Source organism: Anaeromassilibacillus sp. SJQ-5 (assembly GCF_054108045.1).
Map to the genome: position 1 here is coordinate 2,970,521 of NZ_JBPJWQ010000001.1, position 22,416 is coordinate 2,992,936.

Annotated in this window: 16 protein-coding genes, 2 tRNA genes and 2 rRNA genes; 7 read left to right on the forward strand and 13 right to left on the reverse strand. The window is 59.3% G+C overall.

Features of this window, described 5'->3' with window-relative positions; all coding sequences use genetic code 11:
- Positions 1–230 precede the first annotated feature (230 nt).
- The 6 genes from cls to ACSAMM_RS12710 all read right to left on the reverse strand — a co-directional run bounded on the left by cls (position 231) and on the right by ACSAMM_RS12710 (position 8,211).
- Positions 231–1,796, reverse strand: a complete 1,566-nt coding sequence (gene cls / locus ACSAMM_RS12685; RefSeq protein WP_178722819.1) for a cardiolipin synthase — start codon at positions 1,794–1,796, stop codon at positions 231–233.
- Positions 1,789–2,481 carry a VTT domain-containing protein gene (locus tag ACSAMM_RS12690; protein ID WP_178722821.1) on the reverse strand — a complete coding sequence of 231 codons (693 nt, stop codon included), beginning with the start codon at positions 2,479–2,481 and terminating at the stop codon, positions 1,789–1,791. Before ACSAMM_RS12690 ends, cls begins: the two co-directional genes overlap by 8 nt.
- Before the next feature lie 291 nt (positions 2,482–2,772).
- A 23S ribosomal RNA gene (locus ACSAMM_RS12695) occupies positions 2,773–5,703 on the reverse strand.
- Positions 5,704–6,196: 493 nt separating this feature from the next.
- A tRNA-Ile gene (locus ACSAMM_RS12700) sits at positions 6,197–6,273 on the reverse strand.
- A gap of 124 nt (positions 6,274–6,397) precedes the next feature.
- Positions 6,398–6,473, reverse strand: a tRNA-Ala gene (locus ACSAMM_RS12705).
- 223 nt (positions 6,474–6,696) lie between these two features.
- A 16S ribosomal RNA gene (locus tag ACSAMM_RS12710) occupies positions 6,697–8,211 on the reverse strand.
- The 16S and 23S rRNA genes sit together here with 2 tRNA genes alongside, the layout of an rRNA operon.
- 522 nt (positions 8,212–8,733) lie before the next feature.
- Between ACSAMM_RS12710 and sleB the strand changes: the two genes are divergently transcribed.
- Positions 8,734–9,456, forward strand: coding sequence for a spore cortex-lytic enzyme (gene sleB, locus ACSAMM_RS12715; protein WP_457791706.1), 723 nt, complete (start codon positions 8,734–8,736; stop codon positions 9,454–9,456).
- 114 nt (positions 9,457–9,570) lie between these two features.
- Here sleB and ACSAMM_RS12720 read toward each other — a convergent pair whose 3' ends face one another.
- From ACSAMM_RS12720 to acpP, 7 genes are all read right to left on the reverse strand, one after another.
- Positions 9,571–11,442, reverse strand: coding sequence for a glycoside hydrolase family 13 protein (locus tag ACSAMM_RS12720; protein ID WP_457791708.1), 1,872 nt, complete (start codon positions 11,440–11,442; stop codon positions 9,571–9,573).
- Between the two features lie 177 nt (positions 11,443–11,619).
- Complete coding sequence (locus ACSAMM_RS12725) at positions 11,620–13,380, reverse strand: phosphoenolpyruvate carboxykinase (GTP) (protein ID WP_178721689.1); 1,761 nt, start codon at positions 13,378–13,380, stop codon at positions 11,620–11,622.
- Positions 13,381–13,541: 161 nt separating this feature from the next.
- Complete coding sequence (gene tsaD / locus ACSAMM_RS12730) at positions 13,542–14,570, reverse strand: tRNA (adenosine(37)-N6)-threonylcarbamoyltransferase complex transferase subunit TsaD (protein ID WP_457791709.1); 1,029 nt, start codon at positions 14,568–14,570, stop codon at positions 13,542–13,544.
- Positions 14,571–14,643: 73 nt separating this feature from the next.
- Positions 14,644–15,117, reverse strand: a complete 474-nt coding sequence (gene rimI, locus ACSAMM_RS12735) for a ribosomal protein S18-alanine N-acetyltransferase (RefSeq protein WP_457791711.1) — start codon at positions 15,115–15,117, stop codon at positions 14,644–14,646.
- A 65-nt stretch (positions 15,118–15,182) separates the two neighbouring features.
- Positions 15,183–15,605 carry an arsenate reductase/protein-tyrosine-phosphatase family protein gene (locus tag ACSAMM_RS12740; RefSeq protein WP_457791712.1) on the reverse strand — a complete coding sequence of 141 codons (423 nt, stop codon included), beginning with the start codon at positions 15,603–15,605 and terminating at the stop codon, positions 15,183–15,185.
- Positions 15,606–15,729: 124 nt separating this feature from the next.
- Complete coding sequence (locus ACSAMM_RS12745) at positions 15,730–16,437, reverse strand: M48 family metallopeptidase (RefSeq protein WP_457791714.1); 708 nt, start codon at positions 16,435–16,437, stop codon at positions 15,730–15,732.
- A gap of 153 nt (positions 16,438–16,590) precedes the next feature.
- Complete coding sequence (acpP, locus tag ACSAMM_RS12750; protein ID WP_178724721.1) at positions 16,591–16,818, reverse strand: acyl carrier protein; 228 nt, start codon at positions 16,816–16,818, stop codon at positions 16,591–16,593.
- 266 nt (positions 16,819–17,084) lie between these two features.
- Between acpP and ACSAMM_RS12755 the strand changes: the two genes are divergently transcribed.
- The 6 genes from ACSAMM_RS12755 (at position 17,085) to aroB (ending at position 22,412) form a co-directional block, all read left to right on the forward strand.
- Positions 17,085–17,939: a shikimate dehydrogenase family protein gene (locus tag ACSAMM_RS12755; protein ID WP_457791715.1), complete on the forward strand. Its 855-nt coding sequence runs from the start codon at positions 17,085–17,087 to the stop codon at positions 17,937–17,939.
- Between the two features lie 13 nt (positions 17,940–17,952).
- Complete coding sequence (locus ACSAMM_RS12760) at positions 17,953–18,450, forward strand: shikimate kinase (RefSeq protein WP_178724719.1); 498 nt, start codon at positions 17,953–17,955, stop codon at positions 18,448–18,450.
- A gap of 334 nt (positions 18,451–18,784) precedes the next feature.
- The gene (locus ACSAMM_RS12765; RefSeq protein WP_178724717.1) at positions 18,785–19,123 is read left to right on the forward strand and encodes a helix-turn-helix domain-containing protein; all 339 of its coding nucleotides are present in this window, start codon (positions 18,785–18,787) and stop codon (positions 19,121–19,123) included.
- Between the two features lie 292 nt (positions 19,124–19,415).
- Positions 19,416–20,444: a 3-deoxy-7-phosphoheptulonate synthase gene (gene aroF / locus ACSAMM_RS12770; protein ID WP_457791716.1), complete on the forward strand. Its 1,029-nt coding sequence runs from the start codon at positions 19,416–19,418 to the stop codon at positions 20,442–20,444.
- Between the two features lie 25 nt (positions 20,445–20,469).
- On the forward strand, positions 20,470–21,354 hold the full coding sequence (locus ACSAMM_RS12775) for a prephenate dehydrogenase (RefSeq protein ID WP_457791717.1): 885 nt from the start codon (positions 20,470–20,472) through the stop codon (positions 21,352–21,354).
- A complete protein-coding gene (gene aroB / locus ACSAMM_RS12780; RefSeq protein WP_457791718.1) occupies positions 21,351–22,412 on the forward strand; it encodes a 3-dehydroquinate synthase in 1,062 nt (353 codons plus the stop codon). Before ACSAMM_RS12775 ends, aroB begins: the two co-directional genes overlap by 4 nt.
- The last annotated feature ends 4 nt before the right edge of the window (positions 22,413–22,416 follow it).

The following is a 22,416-nucleotide window of genomic DNA, read 5'->3' on the forward strand; positions in this document are numbered from 1 at the left end:
AAGCGCTGCTTTTTGCCCCCCGCCCATTCGGACAGAGGTTGTAGGGGCGAGCAGTGCTCGCCCGCGAAACGGCCCCGCCGTCCTGGGAAACGGGCGAGCGATGCTCGCCCCTACAAGGCCGCCGCGATCCAGCGTCCCCGTCCAGCCGCTTGTCGACTTTTTTGACCGTCTGAACAAATTGGGGCTGTTGCGAAAGGGGTGAAAATCCCTTTTGCAACAGCCCTTATCCCTTACATCAGGGGGGAGAACAGATTGAAGACGGGCGCCAGCACCTTCTGCCACCAGGGACGGCTCTGAATATCGTCCATCGTGATCCGGTGGGAAACCTCCATCGTCTTTTCGATATCCCGGCGGATGTCGGCCACCACCGGCGCGTCGCAGATGAGCACCCCGTTTTCATAGTGGAGAAACAGGCTGCGGAAATCCAGGTTGACCGAACCGACCGTCGCACAGCGATCGTCCCACAGCATCAGCTTGCCATGAATGAAACCGGGGGTATATTCGTAAATCTGCACCCCGTTTTTCACCAAATGCCGATAATTGTGCCGGTTGACCAGCCCGACATACCAGTGATCGCAGATGGCAGGGGTGCAGATGCGCACATCCACGCCACCCCGCGCCGCCAGGCAGAGGGTGGAGCTGAGCTCCTGATCGATAACCAAATACGGGGTGGTCAGCCACAGATACTGCCGCGCGCCTCCCGCCGCCTGCCGGATGAGATCCAACGCGGGATTCTTTGGATTGTTATACGGGCCGTCGGCATAAGGCTGAAAATATCCCTTGGCTTCTACCGGTTTTTCAATAAGATAATCGCTGTAATCGCCCTCTTGATTTCGTGTGGCAATATTCCACATTTGGAAAAAAATCACCGACAGGCTGCGCACCGCGCTGCCCTCCAGGCGGATACCCACATCCTTCCAGTGCCCCAGCTTGGAGTCGATATTGACATATTCGTCCGCCAGATTGACGCCGCCGGCATACCCCACCTGTCCATCGATCACCACGATTTTTTCATGGTTGCGGTAGTTCAGATAAAAGCTGGAAACAAAGCGGTGGGCGGGGCTGAACACCGCCACCTTGAAGCCCTCGGCCTCCAGCTTCTTATCGAACTTGTCCGGAATTTTGAAAAAGCAGCCCACATCGTCATAGAGAAGGCGCACCTCTACCCCCTGTCGGATTTTCCGCAGCAGAAGCTCGTGCACCCGGTTCCACAATTGACCGGTAGCGACGATGAAATATTCGATAAATATAAACCGTTCCGCCCGTTCCATGTCTCCGATGAGCCGTTCGAAATACTCCTCACCGATGGGGAAATACTGCGCGGCTGTGTCGGTATACAGCGGATACTGGGCTTTGGCGAGAGAATGGACATAGGGGGCGTCGTTGGGATACCGGGCGGTAAACTGATTGAGCTGCGGCTTATTGGCCGGCAGCTTCATGAAGCCGTTCTCAAACGCCGTGTTCAGCGCGCCCTTTTCCTTTTTATTAAAGTCCACCCGGCCCCACAGCCAGTAAAGCGCCATGCCGACGATCGGCGTCATCAGCACCACCACGATCCAGGCCAGCCGGTAGGCGGAGCTGTCGTGTCGGTTAATCAGGCTGAACACCGTCACCATGGCCAAAATATCGAGCGCCACATAGAGGGGCGCCGCGTTGGCCCGCAGGAAATAGGTGGTAAACATCATGATGCCCAGCTGCAGCAAAATGGCCAGGGCGATGATGCCGATGCGGATGTAAGTGGTCAGCGCGCTGTTGCGATCGTGGGTGGTGTTTTGCTTTTCCTTTTTTTTACTCATCGGCGGACGGGTCCTTTCTCTTGGCGGCGACCAGCTTTTTCATCAGCAGCGTTGCCACCAGAATGATCACAAGGGCAGCCAAAGGAATCAAAAAGCCGGGAGACAGCGGGTCGGTGGCCGCGCTGCCCATGAGGGTCACCGTGACCGCCTGGGGCATACAGCCCACCATGGAGCCCAAAAAGAAGCGGCCGAAATGCAGCCCCTTCGCCCCGGCTAGCAGACTGACGGAATCGGTGGATATGCCGGGCATCAGCCGCAGCAGGGCGATGGAACTGAACCGATCGAGATAGCGATCATCCAAAACCTTGTCCAAAAATTTATTCTTGCCCTTAATCCAGCGAAATAATTTATCTATAAGGCGTTTTCCGAACCGTTTGCCCACCGCATAGTCGGCCGTGAACTCCAGCGAAAGAAACACGATGGTTAGCAGGAAGGCGATAAGCGGGGAAAACATCAGCCCGGTCAGCAGATAGACAAGCGGCTGGGGCACGATCACCACGGTGCAGGCCTTGAGAAGATAGGCCCCCAACAGGATGGGGATCACTTCCCAAGTGTCCCGGTAAGTGTCGGCCAGAACGGTCAAATCGGTATTGAGAAATTGAACCGCCAGGATCAGCGCGGCGAAGGCCGCTATGACCAGCACGGTCAATGTCCATCTGGTCTTGTGTCCGCCGCCCTTGCTCAACCCGTTTCCCCCTCTTATTGCCTATACAATCTCAGTATGACAGGATCCCGGTCATTTGTCAACGCCGGCCCGTCCCCTTATCCGCGGATAATGCTGACACAGCGCTTTCTTTAGCCCTCTACCCCCGCCATCCAGGCTAAGGTATATGAGAAACCCCCCGCCGCGAAAAGCGGCGGGGGGTTCTGGATATACCCTGAGAACTGAATAAAGAGGGGAGCGAGAAAGCAGGAGAGGGAGGACATCAAACAACCACTCTCCAAGAAACCCAAGAACAATTCCGCCCTTGGTGCATAGGTCAAGCCCTCGGTCTATTAGTACTGCCAAGCTAAAAACATCACTGCTCTTACACATGCAGCCTATCTACCAGGTAGTCTTCCTGGGACCTTACCTGATTACTCAGTGGGATATCTTATCTTAGGGTCGGCTTCACGCTTAGATGCTTTCAGCGTTTATCCGCACCGTACTTAGCTGCCCAGCTGTGCCACTGGCGTGACAACTGGTGCACCAGAGGTACGTCCATCCCGGTCCTCTCGTACTAAGGACAGAGCCCTTCAAATATCCTGCGCCCGCGACAGATAGGGACCGAACTGTCTCACGACGTTCTGAACCCAGCTCGCGTACCACTTTAATCGGCGAACAGCCGAACCCTTGGGACCTACTACAGCCCCAGGATGTGATGAGCCGACATCGAGGTGCCAAACCTCCCCGTCGATGTGGACTCTTGGGGGAGATCAGCCTGTTATCCCCAGGGTAGCTTTTATCCGTTGAGCGACGGCAATTCCACTCTCATACCGCCGGATCACTAACTCCAACTTTCGTTACTGCTCGACCCGTCGGTCTCGCAGTTAGGCTCGCTTATGCGTTTACACTCTAAGGCACGGTTTCCGTCCGTGCTGAGCGAACCTTTGAGCGCCTCCGTTACTCTTTTGGAGGCGACCGCCCCAGTCAAACTGCCCGCCTAACAATGTCCCCCGGCCAGATTCATGGCCGCAGGTTAGAATTCCAATACTTTAAGAGCGGTATCCCAAGGTTGACTCCACAAAGGCTGGCGCCTCTGCTTCCTAGTCTCCCGCCTATCCTGTACATAAAATATCGAAACCCAATATTAAGCTGCAGTGAAGCTCCATGGGGTCTTTCCGTCTTGTCGCGGGTAACCGGCATCTTCACCGGTACTACAATTTCGCCGGGCGGGTAGTTGAGACAGTGCCCAGATCATTACACCATTCGTGCGGGTCGGAACTTACCCGACAAGGAATTTCGCTACCTTAGGACCGTTATAGTTACGGCCGCCGTTCACTGGGGCTTCGATTCGGAGCTTGCACCCCTCCTCTTAACCTTCCAGCACTGGGCAGGTGTCAGCCCCTATACTTCATCTTTCGATTTTGCAGAGACCTGTGTTTTTGCTAAACAGTTGCCTGGGCCTATTCACTGCGGCTCTGTTTCCAGAGCACCCCTTTTCCCGAAGTTACGGGGTCAATTTGCCGAGTTCCTTAACTACCCTTCTCCCGTTGGCCTTAGAATCCTCTTCCTGTCTACCTGTGTCGGTTTGCGGTACGGGCATCCTCGATATACACAAGGCTTTTCTCGCCTTCGTCCACGCATGCTTCCCTACTTGAATTTCAGTCCCTTTCGCCCGGGGCTACCATCGCCCGGGTCATGCGCTTTCAAAGTGTCCCCTTGCTTAAATCTTCGGACGGCTACGGAATATCAACCGTATGTGCATCGACTACGCCTTTCGGCCTCGCCTTAGCTCCCGGCTATCTTGAAGCGGACGAACCTTCCTTCAAAAACCTTAGACTTTCGGCCATTATGATTCTCACATAATTCTCGCTACTCATTCCGGCATTCTCACTCGTATGAAGTCCACCAGCGCTTCCGCTCTGACTTCACCCCTCATACGACGCTCTCCTACCATTCCGTATGCTGAACAACCACACACACGCTTTAGCTGAACGAATTTCGCGCCGGCTTCGCCGTCGCTATATTTCCTTCCGCTTTACCTGTATGCATTGTTCAGCATACGGAATCCCAAGCTTCGGTACATGGTTTAGCCCCGTTAAATTTTCGGCGCAGGGTCACTCGACCAGTGAGCTATTACGCACTCTTTTAATGAGTGGCTGCTTCTAAGCCAACATCCTGGTTGTCTGTGCAACCCCACATCCTTTTCCACTTAACCATGTTTAGGGACCTTAGCTGTGGGTCTGGGCTCTTTCCCTTTCGACAATGAGACTTATCTCACACTGTCTGACTCCCAGTTATGATTATCTGGCATTCTGAGTTTGATAGGGTTCAGTAACCTCTCGGCCCCTAGCCCATTCAGTGCTTTACCTCCAGTAATCTCAAACCGAGGCTAGCCCTAAAGCTATTTCGGAGAGAACCAGCTATCTCCGAGTTCGATTGGAATTTCTCCGCTACCCACATCTCATCCGCTACCATTTCAACGGGAGTCGGTTCGGTCCTCCATGGCGTTTTACCGCCACTTCAACCTGGACATGGGTAGGTCACACGGTTTCGGGTCGAATACAACTGACTTCATGCGCCCTATTCAGACTTGCTTTCGCTGCGGCTCCGGGCTTGAAGCCCTTAACCTTGCCAGTTACATTCACTCGCCGGACCATTCTACAATAGGTACCCGATCACCCCTTGACGGGCTCTCGGTGCTTGTAAGCACAAGGTTTCAGGTTCTATTTCACTCCCCTCCCGGGGTTCTTTTCACCTTTCCCTCACGGTACTCTTCGCTATCGGTCACTGGGTAGTATTTAGGCTTGGAGGGTGGTCCCCCCATCTTCCCACCGGGTTTCACGTGTCCGGCGGTACTCTGGATTCAGCTAGCGGATTTCGCTTTTCGCCTACGAGACTCTCACTCCCTATGGTGCGTCTTCCCATACGCTTCGGCTAAACTACATCCTACATATCGCTGTCCGAACCCCGGAGGTATTGCTACCTCCGGTTTGGCCTCTTCCCCTTTCGCTCGCCACTACTCAGGGAATCTCTGTTGATGTCTTTTCCTCGCCCTACTTAGATGTTTCAGTTCAGGCGGTTCCCCCCATACACCTATGAATTCAGTGTATGGTGACCGGGCTTATCCGGCCGGGTTTCCCCATTCGGGCATCCACGGGTCAGGCGCCTGCTTTCGGCTAACCGTGGCTTTTCGTAGATCGCTACGCCCTTCATCGGCTCCCAGTGCCAAGGCATCCCCCTTGCGCTCTTTCTAGCTTGACCGAACGAACCTACGCTTCGCGGAGGTTCGTTCCGGAAATATGCTGCGCATATTTCTAGATTAACCTCTACGGGCGTCGTCCGCATTGCTCCAATCATGCTCGAATCATTCTTGGGTTCTTCTTGGCAAAATCATAGTCTGCCATTTGCTCTCGCAAACAGCTTACCCATAATTCTACTTCACTTTGCTTTCTTGCTTTTCTTTATTCAGTTCTCAAGGTACACCGGACAAATTGGGCTTCGCACAATTTGTCCTGGAAATACGCTCCGCGTATTTCTCGGCTAGTTTGTGCTTCGCTCAATCGCGTCCTTTTTGGTTTTTCAGCTTTCTCCGTTCCGCGAGGTATTGACTTTTCAGTCCCTTCCCTCTTGGTTCGCGAATTGCCGCGGCGCCAGCCGCTGGTGGGCTCAAGATGGCCATGTCCATTTGAGCCTCTCAGCTCTCCTGTCCTTTGCCGCTCTTGCGCTTCCCTTTCTTTGTGCCACTTTCGTGGCGTGGTGGGCTCAAATGGACTCGAACCATCGACCTCACGCTTATCAGGCGTGCGCTCTAACCACCTGAGCTATGAGCCCATATCCGTGGCCGTTTCAAGTTGCCATTCCCGGCCTACCTGTTGCTGCGCGGTCCTCTTCGCTTCGCGAGTGCCAACTTGCCGTTCGTACTCTCTTCAGCGCGTCTTGCCTCCAGCGCAGCTGGTGGTGGAGATGAACAGAATCGAACTGTCGACCCCCTGCTTGCAAGGCAGGTGCTCTCCCAGCTGAGCTACACCCCCATATCCTACAGGTTTGCCTCTCTCGGTTGAGCCTTCCAGCTTCCACCTTCTGAAGATTCCTGGACAGAACAAAACGGCCTAAGCCGTTCCGCCCCATCTTGGAGACCCTCAAAATTAAACAACGTATTCGGTCCGTTCCTATCCTACCCTTGCGGTTTCCGCTTGCGCTTCTTCCGCCTGACCTTGGATTCCGAAGAAGTCTTGCTTCTTCTTCTCTCCATAGAAAGGAGGTGATCCAGCCGCACCTTCCGATACGGCTACCTTGTTACGACTTCACCCCAGTCGCCAATCCTACCTTCGGCAGCGCCCTCCTTGCGGTTGGACTACTGACTTCGGGTATTACCGGCTCCCATGGTGTGACGGGCGGTGTGTACAAGGCCCGGGAACGTATTCACCGCGGCATGCTGATCCGCGATTACTAGCAATTCCGACTTCATATAGGCGAGTTGCAGCCTACAATCTGAACTGGGACCATTTTTGGGGTTTTGCTCCACCTCGCGGTCTTGCTTCCCTCTGTTAATGGCCATTGTAGTACGTGTGTAGCCCAGGTCATAAGGGGCATGATGATTTGACGTCGTCCCCACCTTCCTCCGTTTTGTCAACGGCAGTCTCATTAGAGTGCTCTCGCGTAGCAACTAATGACAAGGGTTGCGCTCGTTGCGGGACTTAACCCAACATCTCACGACACGAGCTGACGACAACCATGCACCACCTGTCTCAACTTTCCCCGAAGGGCACCTAACGCATCTCTGCCTCGTTAGTTGGATGTCAAGACCTGGTAAGGTTCTTCGCGTTGCTTCGAATTAAACCACATACTCCACTGCTTGTGCGGGCCCCCGTCAATTCCTTTGAGTTTCAGCCTTGCGGCCGTACTCCCCAGGTGGATTGCTTATTGTGTTTACTCCGGCACGGAAGGGGTCAGTCCCCCCACACCTAGCAATCATCGTTTACGGCATGGACTACCAGGGTATCTAATCCTGTTTGCTCCCCATGCTTTCGTGCCTCAGCGTCAGTTAAAGCCCAGCAGGCCGCCTTCGCCACTGGTGTTCCTCCTAATATCTACGCATTTCACCGCTACACTAGGAATTCCGCCTGCCTCTACTTCACTCAAGAACGACAGTTTCAAATGCAGCCCCGGGGTTAAGCCCCGGTATTTCACATCTGACTTGCCATCCCGCCTACGCACCCTTTACACCCAGTAAATCCGGACAACGCTCGCTCCCTACGTATTACCGCGGCTGCTGGCACGTAGTTAGCCGGAGCTTACTCTCCAGGTACCGTCATTATCGTCCCTGGCTACTTAGGTTTACAATCCGAAGACCTTCTTCCCTCACGCGGCATTGCTGCATCAGGGTTTCCCCCATTGTGCAATATCCCCCACTGCTGCCTCCCGTAGGAGTCTGGGCCGTGTCTCAGTCCCAATGCGGCCGATCAACCTCTCAGTTCGGCTACCGATCGTCGCCATGGTGAGCCTTTACCCCACCATCTAGCTAATCGGACGCGAGCCCATCCTTCAGCGAATAAATCCTTTGACAACAAAGTCATGCGGCTCCGTTGTGTTATGCGGTATTAGCGTCCGTTTCCAGACGTTATTCCCCACTGAAGGGCAGGTTGCTCACGCGTTACTCGCCCGTCCGCCACTAAGATACAAAAGCAAGCTCTCGTATCCCCGTTCGACTTGCATGTGTTAGGCATGCCGCCAGCGTTCGTCCTGAGCCAGGATCAAACTCTCTAAATATGGTATATATCCGCCGAAGCGGTCTATATCGTCTTTAGAGCTTCTAGCTCATTCGCAGCCTCTCTGCTGCTCGCACCGGTTTAGGCCCGGTGTGCCTTTAATTAACGGGTAGTTTTGGTTCTTTCCGTTTACGTTGTTTAATTTTCAAGGTCCCCACTCTACGGCCTTGGAACTCTCCTGCATATCCGCGGTTTCATTGTTGCCAATGTTTCCCTGCTTTATGCATTTCATTCCCAGCCCATTCCCATCAGAGCCTCTCAACCCTTGATTTTCCTGGGTTTTTGGCCTCCCGCGGGTTCCCCCGCTCGAGAGCGCTTGACTATAATACCATCCCTCTCCTCCTTTGTCAACTACTTTTTTAATCTTTTTTTGCCTTTTTTCGAAAAGTGCGGATTTTCCCAAAAAGACGACACTTTTCGACTGTTTTTACTGGAAATTTCCTCCAGGCGTTTCCAGGCGGCATATTGCGCGTCAATTCTGCCAGACTATGGGTAGATTTCCAAGTTGGGGAGGACATGCAGTATGGATCGGATTCATATGGCCCGCATCACAGGGATGCGCACGACCCTGTGGCGGCTGGCCGCTTTGCTTATCACGGCTTTTTTCTGCCTCGGCCTTTTGTCGTCCGGGCAGACAGTGGACGTATTATCCAAGGAAGGCTCCCGCGGCGAAGAGGTGCGCCAAATACAAACCAAGCTGAACAACTGGGGATATAATCCCGGCAAGGTGGACGGTATTTACGGCAAGCAAACCAAGGAAGCGGTTATCCGCTTCCAAAAAAAGAACGGTCTGACGCCGGACGGCATTGCCGGGCCGGCCACTCTGAAAGCCATGGGTATTTTCAGCTCGGGCGGCAGCGGCGGTTCTTCTGGCGGCGGAGGCGGCGGCTATACCCAAAGCGACTACAACCTGCTGGCCCGCCTAATCTCCGCAGAATCCCGCGGTGAGAGCTACACCGGCCAGGTGGCGGTGGGCGCCGTGGTGCTCAACCGGGTGCAGCACCCCTCGTTTCCCGACACCATTTCGGGCGTGATTTATCAAAAGGGCGCCTTCTCCTGCCTGTATGACGGCCAGTTCGATCAGCCGGTGGCAGAAAGCAGCTACCGCGCGGCGCAGGACGCCCTCAACGGTTGGGATCCCTCCGGTGGCGCCATCTACTACTACAACCCCAAAACAGCCACCAACAAATGGATCCGATCCCGTCCTGTCATCGCCACTATCGGCAAGCACGTTTTCTGCAGCTGAAATATCATACCGCTAAACTTAGAAAAACCACTTACGGGCCACGCCTCATGCCCCGTAAGTGGTTTTTAGCTTATAAAGGAATTGGTTGACGCCGTCAGGAAATGCCAATCTCACTCATTCCCGCTCGGTATCCCGTATGCAGATAGCGCAGTCCTCCGACGGCAGATGCAGCGTGTCCTCCGCGATCCAGCCGCCGCCCAGGTTCACCGTCCGGCCCCGCCATTCCTCGGGCAGCGCCACCGTCCTCTCCGCCCCCGCGCGGTTGACCGCGCAAAGCAGGGAACTGCCGCCGTCCTGCCGCAGGAAAGCGACCACCTCATCCCCGGCTGGAAGGGGATGGAACCGCCCCTCCCGCAGCGCCGGACAGATTTTGCGCAGCTGCCCCAGCTTTCGATACCAGTTAAGCAGGCCCGTATCCTCCTGGCCCCAGGGATAACAGCCCCGATTGAAGGGATCCTTGTACCCCTCCATCCCCGCTTCATCCCCATAATACACACAGGGCACGCCGGGCAGACAATACTGCAGCGCGGCGGCCAGCCGCATCCGGCGCAGTCCCGTTTTCCGCTGCTCCACCGACAGGCTGCGGGAGGCCTGCCACTCCCGGCCCCAGCCGTTCACCGGCTCTCCCGCCAGAACGGTCAGCGCCCGTTCGGTGTCGTGGGTGCCGATGATGTTCATCAGCAGCCGCAGCACCTGCGGCGGATAGTTTTCCACCACATCCAGGATTTTGTTGAAAAAATCCGTCGCCCGGCAGCCGGTCAAAAAGCCCAGCACCGCGTCCCGGAAAGGATAATTCATCACGCTGTCCAGCTGCCGCCCCAGAAGATACCGACGGCGGTGGCCGTAGCTCTGCTTGTTGCTGGCGTCCTCCCAGACTTCGCCCAGCACCAGCGCGTCGGGCTTCTCGGCCTTGGCCGCCCGGCGCAGCGCGTCGAGAAATTCGTCCGGCAGCTCATCGGCCACATCCAGCCGCCAGCCGGCCGCCCCCTCGGCCAGCCACCGGCGGACAATCCCGTCCGCCCCGTTGATGTAGCTGAAGAAGGCTGGCGCCATCTCGTCCACCTCGGGCAGCGTAGGGAATCCCCACCACCCGCCGTACTCATGGGGCCAGTTCTTGAACCGATACCAGCTCGCATAGGGGGAGGACAGGGAATTGAACGCCCCTTCCTCCGGGTACCGGCGCTCTTTGTTGAAATACCGGCTGTCTGCGCCGGTGTGGCTGAACACACCGTCCAGCAGCACCCGAATACCGAGACGGGCGGCCGTTTTGGTCAGCGCCTCAAAGTCCTCGGCCGTGCCCAGCAGGGGATCCACCGCCGTGTAGTCGGCGGTATCGTACCGATGATTGGAATGCGCCTCAAAAATCGGGTTGAGATACAGGCAGGTAACGCCCAGCTCCGCCAGCCGGTCGAGCCGCTGCTCGATGCCTTTCAAATCCCCGCCGAAATAGTCATTGTTGCGGATCGTGCCTGTGGCGTCGGGCCGCCATTCCGGCTGTCCGCCCCAATCGCCGCGCAGCACCCTGTCGGTCGGCACGCCGGCCTTCGGCTCCTCTGACCTGGCGAACCGATCGGGGAAAATCTGATACATCACCCCACCCGCCAGCCAATCGGGGGTGGAAAATCCCGCTTCATAGCAGGTCAGCTGCCAACGCGCGCCGCCGGGCGTCCGCACCATGTCGGCGCTGCCGTCGGGCCGCCGGACGAGATATGCCGCCCCGTCGGCCAGCGTCATTTCAAAGCCGTACCAGTACAGGCCGGGCACGGCGGGCGTGTAGTGGCAGTCCCACCATTCCTGATCATCTCCGTCCATGCCGGCCCAGAACATGTCCGCCCGCCGGTCGAGACCCCCGTCCAGGGCGGTGACCAGCCGGCACCCCGAGCACTGCCACGCCCGAGGCAGCCTGACCCGCAGATATATGGCCGTCCCCTCCGGAACGGCCCCAAAAGGCGAGCGGTACCGCTCGTCCCGTGATTGAAAATACATGCCAACCATCCTTTATCGTAACCTGTGCTTATTATGACAGGTTACGTCCCGGATAACAAGGGGAAAAATGCCTCATTCGTCCAGAGGATTTTTGGAAAACCTCTCGTTCCGGTTTGCGCGCTCCCTTTATCCAGAAAAAAGCGTCCGCTGCTGCCAGCGGACGCTTTTTATCGGAACTTATTTCAGGCGGGCGGCCAGGCCGTCCAGCTCTTCCCGCAGCTTGGCGGGGAGCTTGTCGCCGAACTGGGCGTAGAACTCCTTGATGCCGTCCAGCTCGCTGGTCCACAGGCTGGGATCCACCTGCAGGATGCCCTTGAGGGTCTCCAGGTCGAAATCCAGGCCTTCCAGATTGATGTCCTCGGCCTTGGGCACGAAACCGATGGGGGTTTCCTCCGCGTCGGCCTTGCCCTCGCAGCGCTTGATGATCCACTCCAGCACGCGCAGGTTATCGCCGAAGCCCGGCCAGATGAAGTTGCCCTCGTCGTCGGTGCGGAACCAGTTGACATTGAAGATTTTCGGCGCTTTGTCGCCCAGCTTCTCGCCCATCTCGAACCAGTGCTCCCAGTAATCGGCCATGTTGTAGCCGCAGAAGGGCAGCATCGCCATGGGATCGCGGCGGACAACGCCCACGGCGCCGGTGGCGGCCGCGGTGGTCTCGGAGGCCATGATGGAGCCTACGAACACGCCGTTATCCCAGTCGCGGGACTGGTACACCAGGGGAGCGGTCTTGGCGCGGCGGCCGCCGAACACGATGGCGGAAATCGGCACGCCGGTGGTGGAGTTGAATTCCGAAGAGATGCAGGGGCAGTTCTCCGCCGGGGCGGTGAAACGGGAGTTGGGATGCGCTCCCTTGGAACCGTCGGTGCAGTCCCACTTCTCGCCCTTCCAGTTCAGCGCGTTCGTGGGCGGGTTCTTATCCAGGCCTTCCCACCACACGGTGTTGTCGTCCAGGTTGTGCACCACGTTGGTGAAGATGGTACCCTGCCGGGTGGAAGCCAGCGCGTTGGGGTTGGATTTCGCATTGGTGCCGGGCGCCACGCCGAAGAAGCCGTTCTCCGGGTTGATGGCCCACAGGCGGCCATCGGGGCCCTGACGCATCCAGGCGATATCGTCGCCCACACACCACACCTTGTAACCCTTCTCCTGATACGCCTTGGGCGGAATCAGCATGGCCAGGTTGGTCTTGCCGCAGGCGGACGGGAACGCCGCCGCGATGTACTTGACCTCGCCCTGTGGGTTCTCCAGGCCCAGGATCAGCATGTGCTCAGCCATCCAGCCCTCGTTGCGGCCCTGGTTGGACGCGATGCGCAGCGCAAAGCATTTTTTGCCCAGCAGCACATTCCCGCCGTAGCCGGAGTTGACGGAGATGATGGTGTTATCCTGCGGGAAGTGGCAGATGTACCGCTTCTCCTCGTCGATATCGCATTTGCAGTGCAGGCCGCGCACCCAGTCGTTGCTGTCGCCCAGCACGTCCAGGACCTTCTGGCCCACGCGCGCCATGATGGCCATGTTCAGCACCACGTAGATGGAGTCGGTCAGCTCGATGCCCACCTTGGCCAGAGGGGAGCCGATGGGGCCCATGGAATACGGAATCACGTACATGGTACGGCCCTTGTAGCTGTCCCGGGCGATGTCGTACAGCATCTCATACGCCTTGTCCGGGGCCATCCAATGGTTGGTGGGGCCGGCGTCCTCTTCCTTGTCGCAGCAGATGAAGGTGCGGTGCTCCACGCGGGCCACGTCGTTGACGGCGGTGCGGTGCAGGTAGCAGCCGGGCAGCTTCTCCTCGTTAAGCTTAATCATTTCGCCAGAGGCGCAGGCCTCGGCGCGCAGGGCCTCCAGCTGCTCCTCGGAGCCGTCGATCCAAACGACTTTATCCGGTTTTACCAGCTGGACCATTTTCTCGATCCAATCGAGAACAGTCTTGTTGTTGGTCATGTGCCAATCCCCTTTCAATCCATATCGGTGAATTTCTGTTAACGCCTCCTATTATAGCCTATGCCGATGGAGAAGCGCAATAGATGAATTGTGAATAAATTGATAATATTTTAACGTTCGGTCAGTAAGTTTGCATATTTGGTCGGCGTATCCTGCAAAACCTACCCCTGCATACGGACAGTATCCCCTTCGATGGGCATCGTGGCGCAAGCATTCAAATCCATTCCTGCCAAATGCCCGGACTGATATTCGTAATAACCCTGGGCCCCCACCATGGCGGCGTTGTCCCCGCACAGCGGCAGCGGCGGCGCGTACAGCCGGTATCCCAGCCGGGCGCAGTCGGCCTCCATCCGGCGGCGCAGTCCCGAGTTGGCGGATACTCCTCCGGCCAGCACAATGGTGTGCGCCCTGGTGTCGGCGGCGGCCCGCAGCAGGTTCCCGGCCAACAGCTCCACCACCGTTTTCTGGAAAGAGGCCGCCAAATCCACCCGGTTTACCTCTTCCCCCTTCTGCCGCGCGTTGTGCAGCAGGTTGAGCACCGCCGTTTTCAACCCCGAAAAGCTGAAGTCGTAGGCGCTTCCCTCTACCCGCGGATGGGGCAGCGCATAGGCGTCGGGGTTTCCCGAGGGGGCCAGCTTGTCCAGATGGATACCGCCGGGATACGGCATCCCCATGGCCCGGGCCGCCTTGTCGAAGCACTCCCCCGCCGCGTCGTCCCGGGTACGCCCCAGCACGGAAAAGCGGGTGTAGTCCTCCACCTGCACGATATGGCTGTGCCCCCCCGACACCACCAGGCACAGGAAGGGCGGATGCAAGTCCGGATGGGCCAGATAGTTGGCCGCGATGTGAGAACGGAGATGATGCACCGGCACCAGGGGCTTGTGTGCCGACAAGGCCAGCCCCTTGGCGAAATTCACCCCGACCAGCAGCGCGCCGATGAGTCCCGGCGCGTGGGTGACCGCCACGGCGTCGATATCCGCGAGAGCCGTTCCCGCCTCGTCCAGCGCCTGGCGAACCACCCCGCTGATGGCCTCCGCGTGGCGGCGGCTGGCGATTTCCGGCACCACCCCGCCATACAGCTTATGTTCCTCCACCTGGGAGGCGACGACGTTGGACAGCACCGTCCGTCCGTCCACCACCACCGCCGCCGCCGTTTCGTCGCAGGAGGATTCGATTCCTAATACTCGCATGAGGCCGTGTCTCCTTCTAGATAAGCGATGATGAAAGCCAGTGCTGGGGTGGCGCGGCCCCCCGCCAACTAGGCTACAGATACAGGGAATAGATAAGCGCATCCTCTTTAGGAGAGTCGTAAAATCCGGGACGCACCCCTTCCTTTTCGTACCCCATTTGCTCATACAGAGCGATGGCCTTTTGGTTGGAGGCCCGCACCTCCAGCGTGATCCTGGTCAGATCGTGGGCCTTGCCATACGCCTCCAGCTCGGCCAACAGGGCCGTGGCGATCCCCTGGCGGCGGTAAGCCGGATGCACCACCACGTTGGTGATGAAGCCCTCGTCCAGGATGTGGTGCATGCCCACATAGCCCACCGCGCTCTCGGCGTCCACATCCTCCGCCACGTAAAACACGGCCAGCGGGTTCTGCAGCTCCTCCGCCAGCGCGTCATAGGACCAGGGGATGGAAAACGCCAGGCTTTCCAAATCCGCCAGGCTGTCCAGGTGATCCGCGTGCATGGGGGTGATCATCATCCCCGCCGGAGGCTTTGATCGGTGCTCGTCCATAGCTCTTCCTTTCCTTGCGGGGGCAACTCCCCCCGTCCCAAAAACTCCTCAGGTCTTTTTTCTTGTCAGAAAACCGGCTGTATTGCCGCCACCGCCCGCTCCAGCGCGTCGCGGCATTGCCGGTAGTCGGCGGCATCCCCGCCGTAGGGATCGGGAATCCCACCGGATTCCTCCCCCAACACCACAATCTTTTGCGGATCCACCCCCATGGCCGTCAGGGCCAGCCGGTGCCGCAAAGACATCACCGCCACCAAATCCGCCGCCTCGCACAGCATGGCGGTTACCGGCCGGGAGCGGTGTCCCCTCAAATCGATGTCCCATTCCCGCATGACTGTCACGGCCAGCTGGGACGCCGGCTCGCAGCTGGCCGCCAGTCCGGCACTCTCCGCCTTACCGGGAATGCCCTCCCGCTCCATCCGCCGCTTCATCAGCGCGGCGGCCATGGGGCTGCGGCAGGTGTTGCCGGTGCATACAAACAGGATGTTCATCTCGTTTTTTCACTCCGTCCGGGCCGAAAACACCCGGTTATATTACCTATTATTAATAGAACCACGCGGCGGCAGGTCGACCACCGCCGAGCCCGTATTTTTCAGTATACCGCATTCTCGCCGGTTATTCAAGCGCGAGCCGGGGCGAAAACCGGCGGAGGACGGCCTCCCGCTCCCGGCAATCGGGAAGCAGCGCCGCCATCCGGGCATGAAAGGCCGGCGAATGATCGGGGTGGAGAAAATGCACCAGCTCATGCAGCATCACATAATCCACGCAGGACGGCGGGACGCAGACAAGCGCCTTATTGATGGAAATCCGCCCCTCCCGATGCGCGCAGCTTCCCCAGCGGGCCACCGCCCATCGGGTGGTCATCTTTGGAAAGGGAACCCCCAGCGGCTCCACCAGCCGGTGCATCCGGCAAAGCGACGCGGGAAGCACCTCCCGCCCCTCCTGCTCCAGAAAGGCCTTGACCAGCGCGAGCCGCCTCTCCTCCTGGTCGTCGCCTGGCCGCAGGGTCAGGATTAGCATCCCGTCCCCAGCTGCAAACCCGTCCCGCTCGCCCGGAACCGCCGTCAGCCGTAGCCTTTCCCCCAGCAGCCAGACGCCCTGGCTGTCGGCCGCGGTGCGGCGGGTTTCCTGCCTGCGGCGGGCCTGCTCCACCCAGTCCGCCTTCTGTCTCACCAGCGCGTCCACCTGTTCGGGCAAAACGCGGCGGGGGGCGGAAACCGCCAGCTCCCCGCCCGGCAGCAGCCGGAAATTCAGATTTTTCACCGCCTTGCGGGTCAGTTCGTAGGACAGCGGCCCTCCCGGTGTCTCAATTGTCCGCCGCATCCGGCCCCCTCCTTGCAGCATTCTGGAAATTTCCCGCCACTATCCCCACCATCGACATTGTCCAATCCGCCTTCACCGCCTGAGAAAAAAGCCGCGCCGGGCAGACGGATGCCCCGGACGCGGCTTCTTATTTCGGATACAGACAACCGGATACTACATATTCTCCTCGATATAGGTGACCAAATCGCCCACGGTACGGATTTTCTCGATCTCGTCGTCGGGGATTTCTACGTCGAATTCATCCTCGAGCGACATCAGCATATCCACCACGTCCAGGGAGTCGGCGCCCAGATCGTCCGCGATATTGGTTTCGGGCGTGATGCTGTCCTCCTCCACGTCAAACTGGTTGCTGAGAATCATTTTCACTTTTTCCAGTACCATACCGTTCATCCTTCCAAAAATCGATAATGTCGGCCGCTGTCCTTCGTCTTCCCCTCGTCGTTCGGGAAGGCATTGCGCGCGGGAGGGGCTTTGTGCTATAGTAGAAGGCACAGACAGCAGGCCATCGCCTCGTCTCGGCACAAAACCACTACACCCAAAATATTATGCGTTATCCTTGGATTTGTCAATCACCTTTTTCCATTTCTTTTGAATTCTTTTAAATTTATCGGCGGGGCGCTCCGCCCGCCCGAAAGGTTGGTTTCGCAATGGCTCATATCCCGTCATATTTTGTCATCGGCCATCCCCTGGGCCACAGCATGTCCCCCTTTATCCACAGCCGCCTGTTCGCCCTCTCCGGCCGGCCGGCCGCCTATGAAGCCCGGGACATCCCTCCCGAGCAGCTGTCCGCCGCCCTGCGGGAGATGCTTCCCCAGGTGCAGGGCCTCAACGTGACCATCCCGCACAAGCAGGCGGTCATCCCCCTGCTGGATCGGCTGGAGGGCCGGGCGAAGCTGTACCGGTCGGTGAACACCATCGCCGTGACCGAAAGTGGCGCCGTGGGCTACAACACCGACGCTGACGGGTTCCTCTGCGCGCTGAAGGCCGGGGGGGTGTCCCTCGCCGGCCGGGTGGCGCTGCTTGGCTGCGGCGGCGTAGGGCGCACCTTCGCCTGCGAAGCCGCCCTGGCCGGCTGCCGGCTGATCAACGCCGTGCGCCCGGAGGACTTTGAGGCCTCCCGCGCGCTGAAGGATTACGTGCTGTCCCTCGTGCCCGGCGCGGCGTTCGAGACGGTGGAGCTGTCCCGTCTGTCCGGGGATTTTGACCTGCTGATAAACGCCACCCCCGTGGGGATGTATCCCCGCTGCGACGCGTCGCCGGTGGATCCCGGCGTCCTGGCCCGCTGCGCCGCCGTGTTCGACGCGGTATACAATCCCGAGGAAACCCGCCTGCTCTCCGCCGCCCGCGCGGCGGGGGCCCGCACCGTGGGGGGCATGCCCATGCTGGTCTGGCAGGCCGCCGTCGCCCATACCTGCTGGTACGGAGCGGACTTCCAAGCGGAGGCCGTCGCCTCCATCATCGCCGACGCCAACGTCTATATGAACCAACATTTTCGTCAGTAAAGGATGGATACCCATGCGTAACGTGGTGCTCTGCGGCTTCATGGGCTGCGGCAAAACCACCGTGGGCCGGCAGCTGGCCGCCCTGTCCGGCCGCCGTTTCGTGGATATGGACGAGTATATCGAGCAGCAAGCCGGCATGGCCGTGTCGGAGATTTTCCGGCAATACGGCGAGGACGACTTCCGCCGCCGGGAACGGGAGACCTGCCGCGCCCTGGCCGGGCAGACCGGCCTGGTGATCGCCGCGGGCGGCGGCGCGCTGACCTTTGCCGCCAACGTGGAGGCCCTGCGCCCCTCCTGCGTCATCGTGCTGCTGGAGGTGAAGCCGGAGACGGTGCTGACCCGCCTGAAGGGGGATACCTCCCGGCCGCTGCTCGCCCGGGAGGATAAGGAAACCGCCGTGCGGGAGCTGTTCGCCGCCCGCCTGCCGCTGTACCGGGCGGCGGCGCAGTATACTGTAGACGGGGAACAGCCCCCTCTCGCGGTGGCCAAAACGATCCAGGCCTTGCTGTAAATAAATTCTGGGGGGCATGATATTTCATGCCCCCGCATTTCTTTTACGCCTGTGCCGTGCTCCATCATTCATACCGTACCCGCATCTTCCGGCGCTCCTCCTCGACCACCTCGGGCGGAATATTCACCAATATGCAGCTAAAGCACCGACCCAGCTCATCCACCTCAATTTCATCCAACCAACAAGTCCCCGCTTCCCAATACACACAAAAGAAATTTTCACATTTCATATTTTCCACCTCTAAACCATTTCTATAGCTATATACATATTACAACTGCTGATTTTAATAATCAATAGTAATATGTAAAATACTATAGTGTTAGGAGGTGGTCATATGAGCGAATCGCTGGATTTGGCTGCGGAAATCGGTTTACGTGTGCGCAACAACAGGACTCTTCTAAAGCTATCCCGTGAAAAATTGGCCGAAGAAGCGGATATTTCTTTGTCCTTTCTCGCTGACATAGAACACGGGCGTAAAAATATGACTACTGTTACGCTATATGGATTATGCAAAGCCCTGCATGTTTCCGCCGATTACCTCCTGTTCGGCAGGGAAGCCGTTACCGCCGACAATATTTCCAGGGCGATTTTGGAGGCGAAACCCGAAGACCGGAAATATCTGGAGAGCCTGCTGGTTGCCACGGCGGAAATCCTCACAGAGAAAAAACCGTAAAATTTTTCCCACTGCCTTGACAAACCCGCCGGGAGCGGCTATCATAAAATTAACGTCACATCTTGGAGGAACCCATGAACCGAACCGCCGCCCACAATCGATTTAACACCGGCTATCGCTTCAGCTTTTTTGGCTGGGGCTATTTTTGCTGGGAAAAATCGAATACGGGCACTCCGTGAGCCGGCGGCTTTTGCCGTCAAAATTCTCCCGTGCAGTTGGATATTCAGGTGGAGCTCATGGAAATGGGCTCCACCTTTTTTATATCAAATTTTATAGAAAGCAGGCAATTCTTATGATCATCGTCTTAAAACCCGGCGTCACCCGCGACCAGGTGGAGGATTTCTCCAACCACCTGGCCAAAACCAACAGCGTCACCGTCAACGCCTGGTACGGCGAGCATTCCACCGTCCTGGGCCTGCTGGGCGACACCGCCGCGGTGGATATGGACTCCATCGCCGCCCAGGATATTGTTCAGAGCGTCCGCCGCGTCCAGGAGCCCTATAAAAAGGCCAACCGCAAGTTCCACCCGGACGACACCGTCATCGATCTCGGGGGCGGATCGGTTATCGGCGGCGGCAAGCTGGGTCTCATTGCCGGCCCCTGCTCCGTGGAATGCGAGGAGCAGATAAGCGAGGTGGCCGCCCGCGTCAAGGCGGCGGGTGCGGCCTTCCTGCGGGGCGGCGCGTTCAAGCCGCGCACTTCCCCCTACGCCTTCCAGGGCCTGCGGGCCGAGGGCCTTGAGCTGCTGCGCCATGCCCGCCGGGAAACCGGCCTGCCCATCGTCACCGAAATCATGTCCGCCGCCCATATGGTGCTGTTTGAGGATGTGGACATCATCCAGGTCGGCGCCCGCAATATGCAGAACTTCGAGCTGCTCAAGGAGCTGGGCAAATGCGACAAGCCCATCCTGCTCAAGCGGGGCCTGGCCAACACCATCGAAGAGCTGCTCATGAGCGCCGAATACATCATGGCCGCGGGCAACGAGAAGGTCATCCTCTGCGAGCGCGGCATCCGCACCTTCGAAACCATGACCCGCAACACCCTGGACATTTCCGCCATCCCCCTGCTCAAAAAGCTGTCCCACCTGCCGGTGGTGGTGGATCCCTCCCACGCCGCAGGGGTCAGCTCCCTGGTGGAACCCTTGGCACTGGCCGCCGTGGCCGCCGGCGCCGACGGCCTGATCATCGAGGTGCACAACGACCCGCCCCACGCCCTGTCGGACGGCGCCCAGTCCCTGACCCCCGATCAGTTCGACAAGCTGGCCGCCCGTCTGGGCGAGGTGGCCGCCGTGTTCGGCAAAACCCTGTCCACCCGCGTTTGAACCGTACCGTTAAAGGGAGCCGCGTATGAATAAAAAAACCATCGCCATCGTCGGCCTGGGCCTCATCGGAGGCAGCATGGCCCTCGCCCTGCGGCGCAGCAGCCGCTATATCCTCTACGGCCTGGACAGCGATCCCGTCACCCTCATGAACGCCCTCAAGCGCAGCGCCGTGGACAAGGCCGGCGGCGCCGAGCTGCTGGCCCACGCGGATCTCGTCATCCTGGCCCTCCCGCCCGAGGCCGCCTTGGCCTTTCTGCGGGACAATGCCGCCGCCATCAAGCCGGGGGCCGTGGTCACCGACGTCTGCGGCGTCAAGCAGGCCATTGTAGAACCCGCCGCCGCCCTATGCGAGGCGGCGGGCCTGACCTTCATCGGCGGCCACCCCATGGCGGGCAAGGAAAAAGGCGGGTTCGACAACGCCGACGCCGCCCTGTTCGAGGGGGCCTGCTACATCCTCACCCCCACCCCGTCCACCCCCGCCGCCGTGGTGGACGGGATGAAGGAGCTGGCCGCCCAGCTGGGCTGCGCCCGCATGACCGTCACCACCCCGGCCCATCACGACCGGATGATCGCTTTCACCAGCCAGCTGCCCCATGTGCTGGCCGGCGCGTATGTCAAATCCCCCTGCTGCCTCTACCACGCCGGCTTTTCGGCGGGTAGCTACCGGGATGTTTCCCGCGTCGCCTCCGTGGATGAAACGCTGTGGGCCCAGCTTTTCCTTCTCAACCAGGCGGATCTCTGCGCCGAAATCGACGGGCTGATGGAGCGCCTGCAAGCCTGCCGCGACGCCGTGGCCGCCGGGGATCGGCAGGCGCTGACCGCCCTGCTGCGGGCAGGCCGGGAACGCAAGGAAGAGGCCGACGGCGCCCTGCCGCCCCTTCCGGAGCATAGAAAGGATCGAACGCCATGACCACCCTGTCCGTCCATACCCGCAGCCGTGCCTATGACATTTTCGTGGGCGACGGCCTGCTCCAGCAGGCCGGCCCCCTCTGCCGCGAGGTCAATCCCCGGGGTGTTCGCGCCCTCATCGTTACCGATTCCAACGTCTATCCCCTGTACGCCGGGCAGGTCGCCCGCTCCCTGGAAAGCGCGGGCTATACCGTGTCGGCGTTCACCTTCCCCGCCGGGGAGGAGCAGAAACGCCTGGATACCATCGCCCGGATTTACGCCAAGCTGGCGGAGGAGAACCTCACCCGCAGCGACCTGCTGGTGGCCCTGGGCGGGGGCGTAACGGGGGATATGACCGGCTTCGCCGCCGCCACCTGGCTGCGGGGCGTCGATTTCGTCCAGATCCCCACCTCCCTGCTGGCCCAGGTGGACTCCTCGGTGGGCGGGAAAACCGGCGTGGATATCCCCCAGGGAAAGAACCTGGTGGGCGCCTTTCGGCAGCCCGCCCGGGTGCTGGCCGATCTCTCCGTCCTGGACAGCCTGCCTCCCTCCTTTCTCACCGACGGCATGGCCGAAATCATCAAGGCCGGCTGCATCCTGGATAAGGAGCTGTTCGCCGCCCTGGAAGCCGGGGACGCCCTGTCCCCCGCCCGGCGAGAGGCCACCGTCGTGCGGGCCATCGCCATCAAGCAGGGGGTGGTCGAACGGGACGAGACCGAAACCGGGGAGCGCAAGCTGCTCAATTTCGGCCATACCCTGGGTCACGCGCTGGAAACCTATTACCACTACACCGGCCTGACCCACGGCCGGGCCGTCGCCCTGGGCATGGCCGCCATCACCGCCGCCTCCGAACGGACGGGCCTCACCGCCCCCGGCACCCTGGATCGCCTGCTGCCTGTGCTGGAGGCCTACGGCCTGCCGGTAAGCGACCCGGCGGCCCCAGCCGATTATCTTCCCGCTGTGGCCATGGATAAGAAGCGCACCGGCGCGGCCATCGACCTGGTGCTGCTTCGCTCCATCGGGGACGCGTTTATTCACCGTCTCCCCCTGTCGGAGCTGCCCGCCTTCCTGGGCGGCTGACACA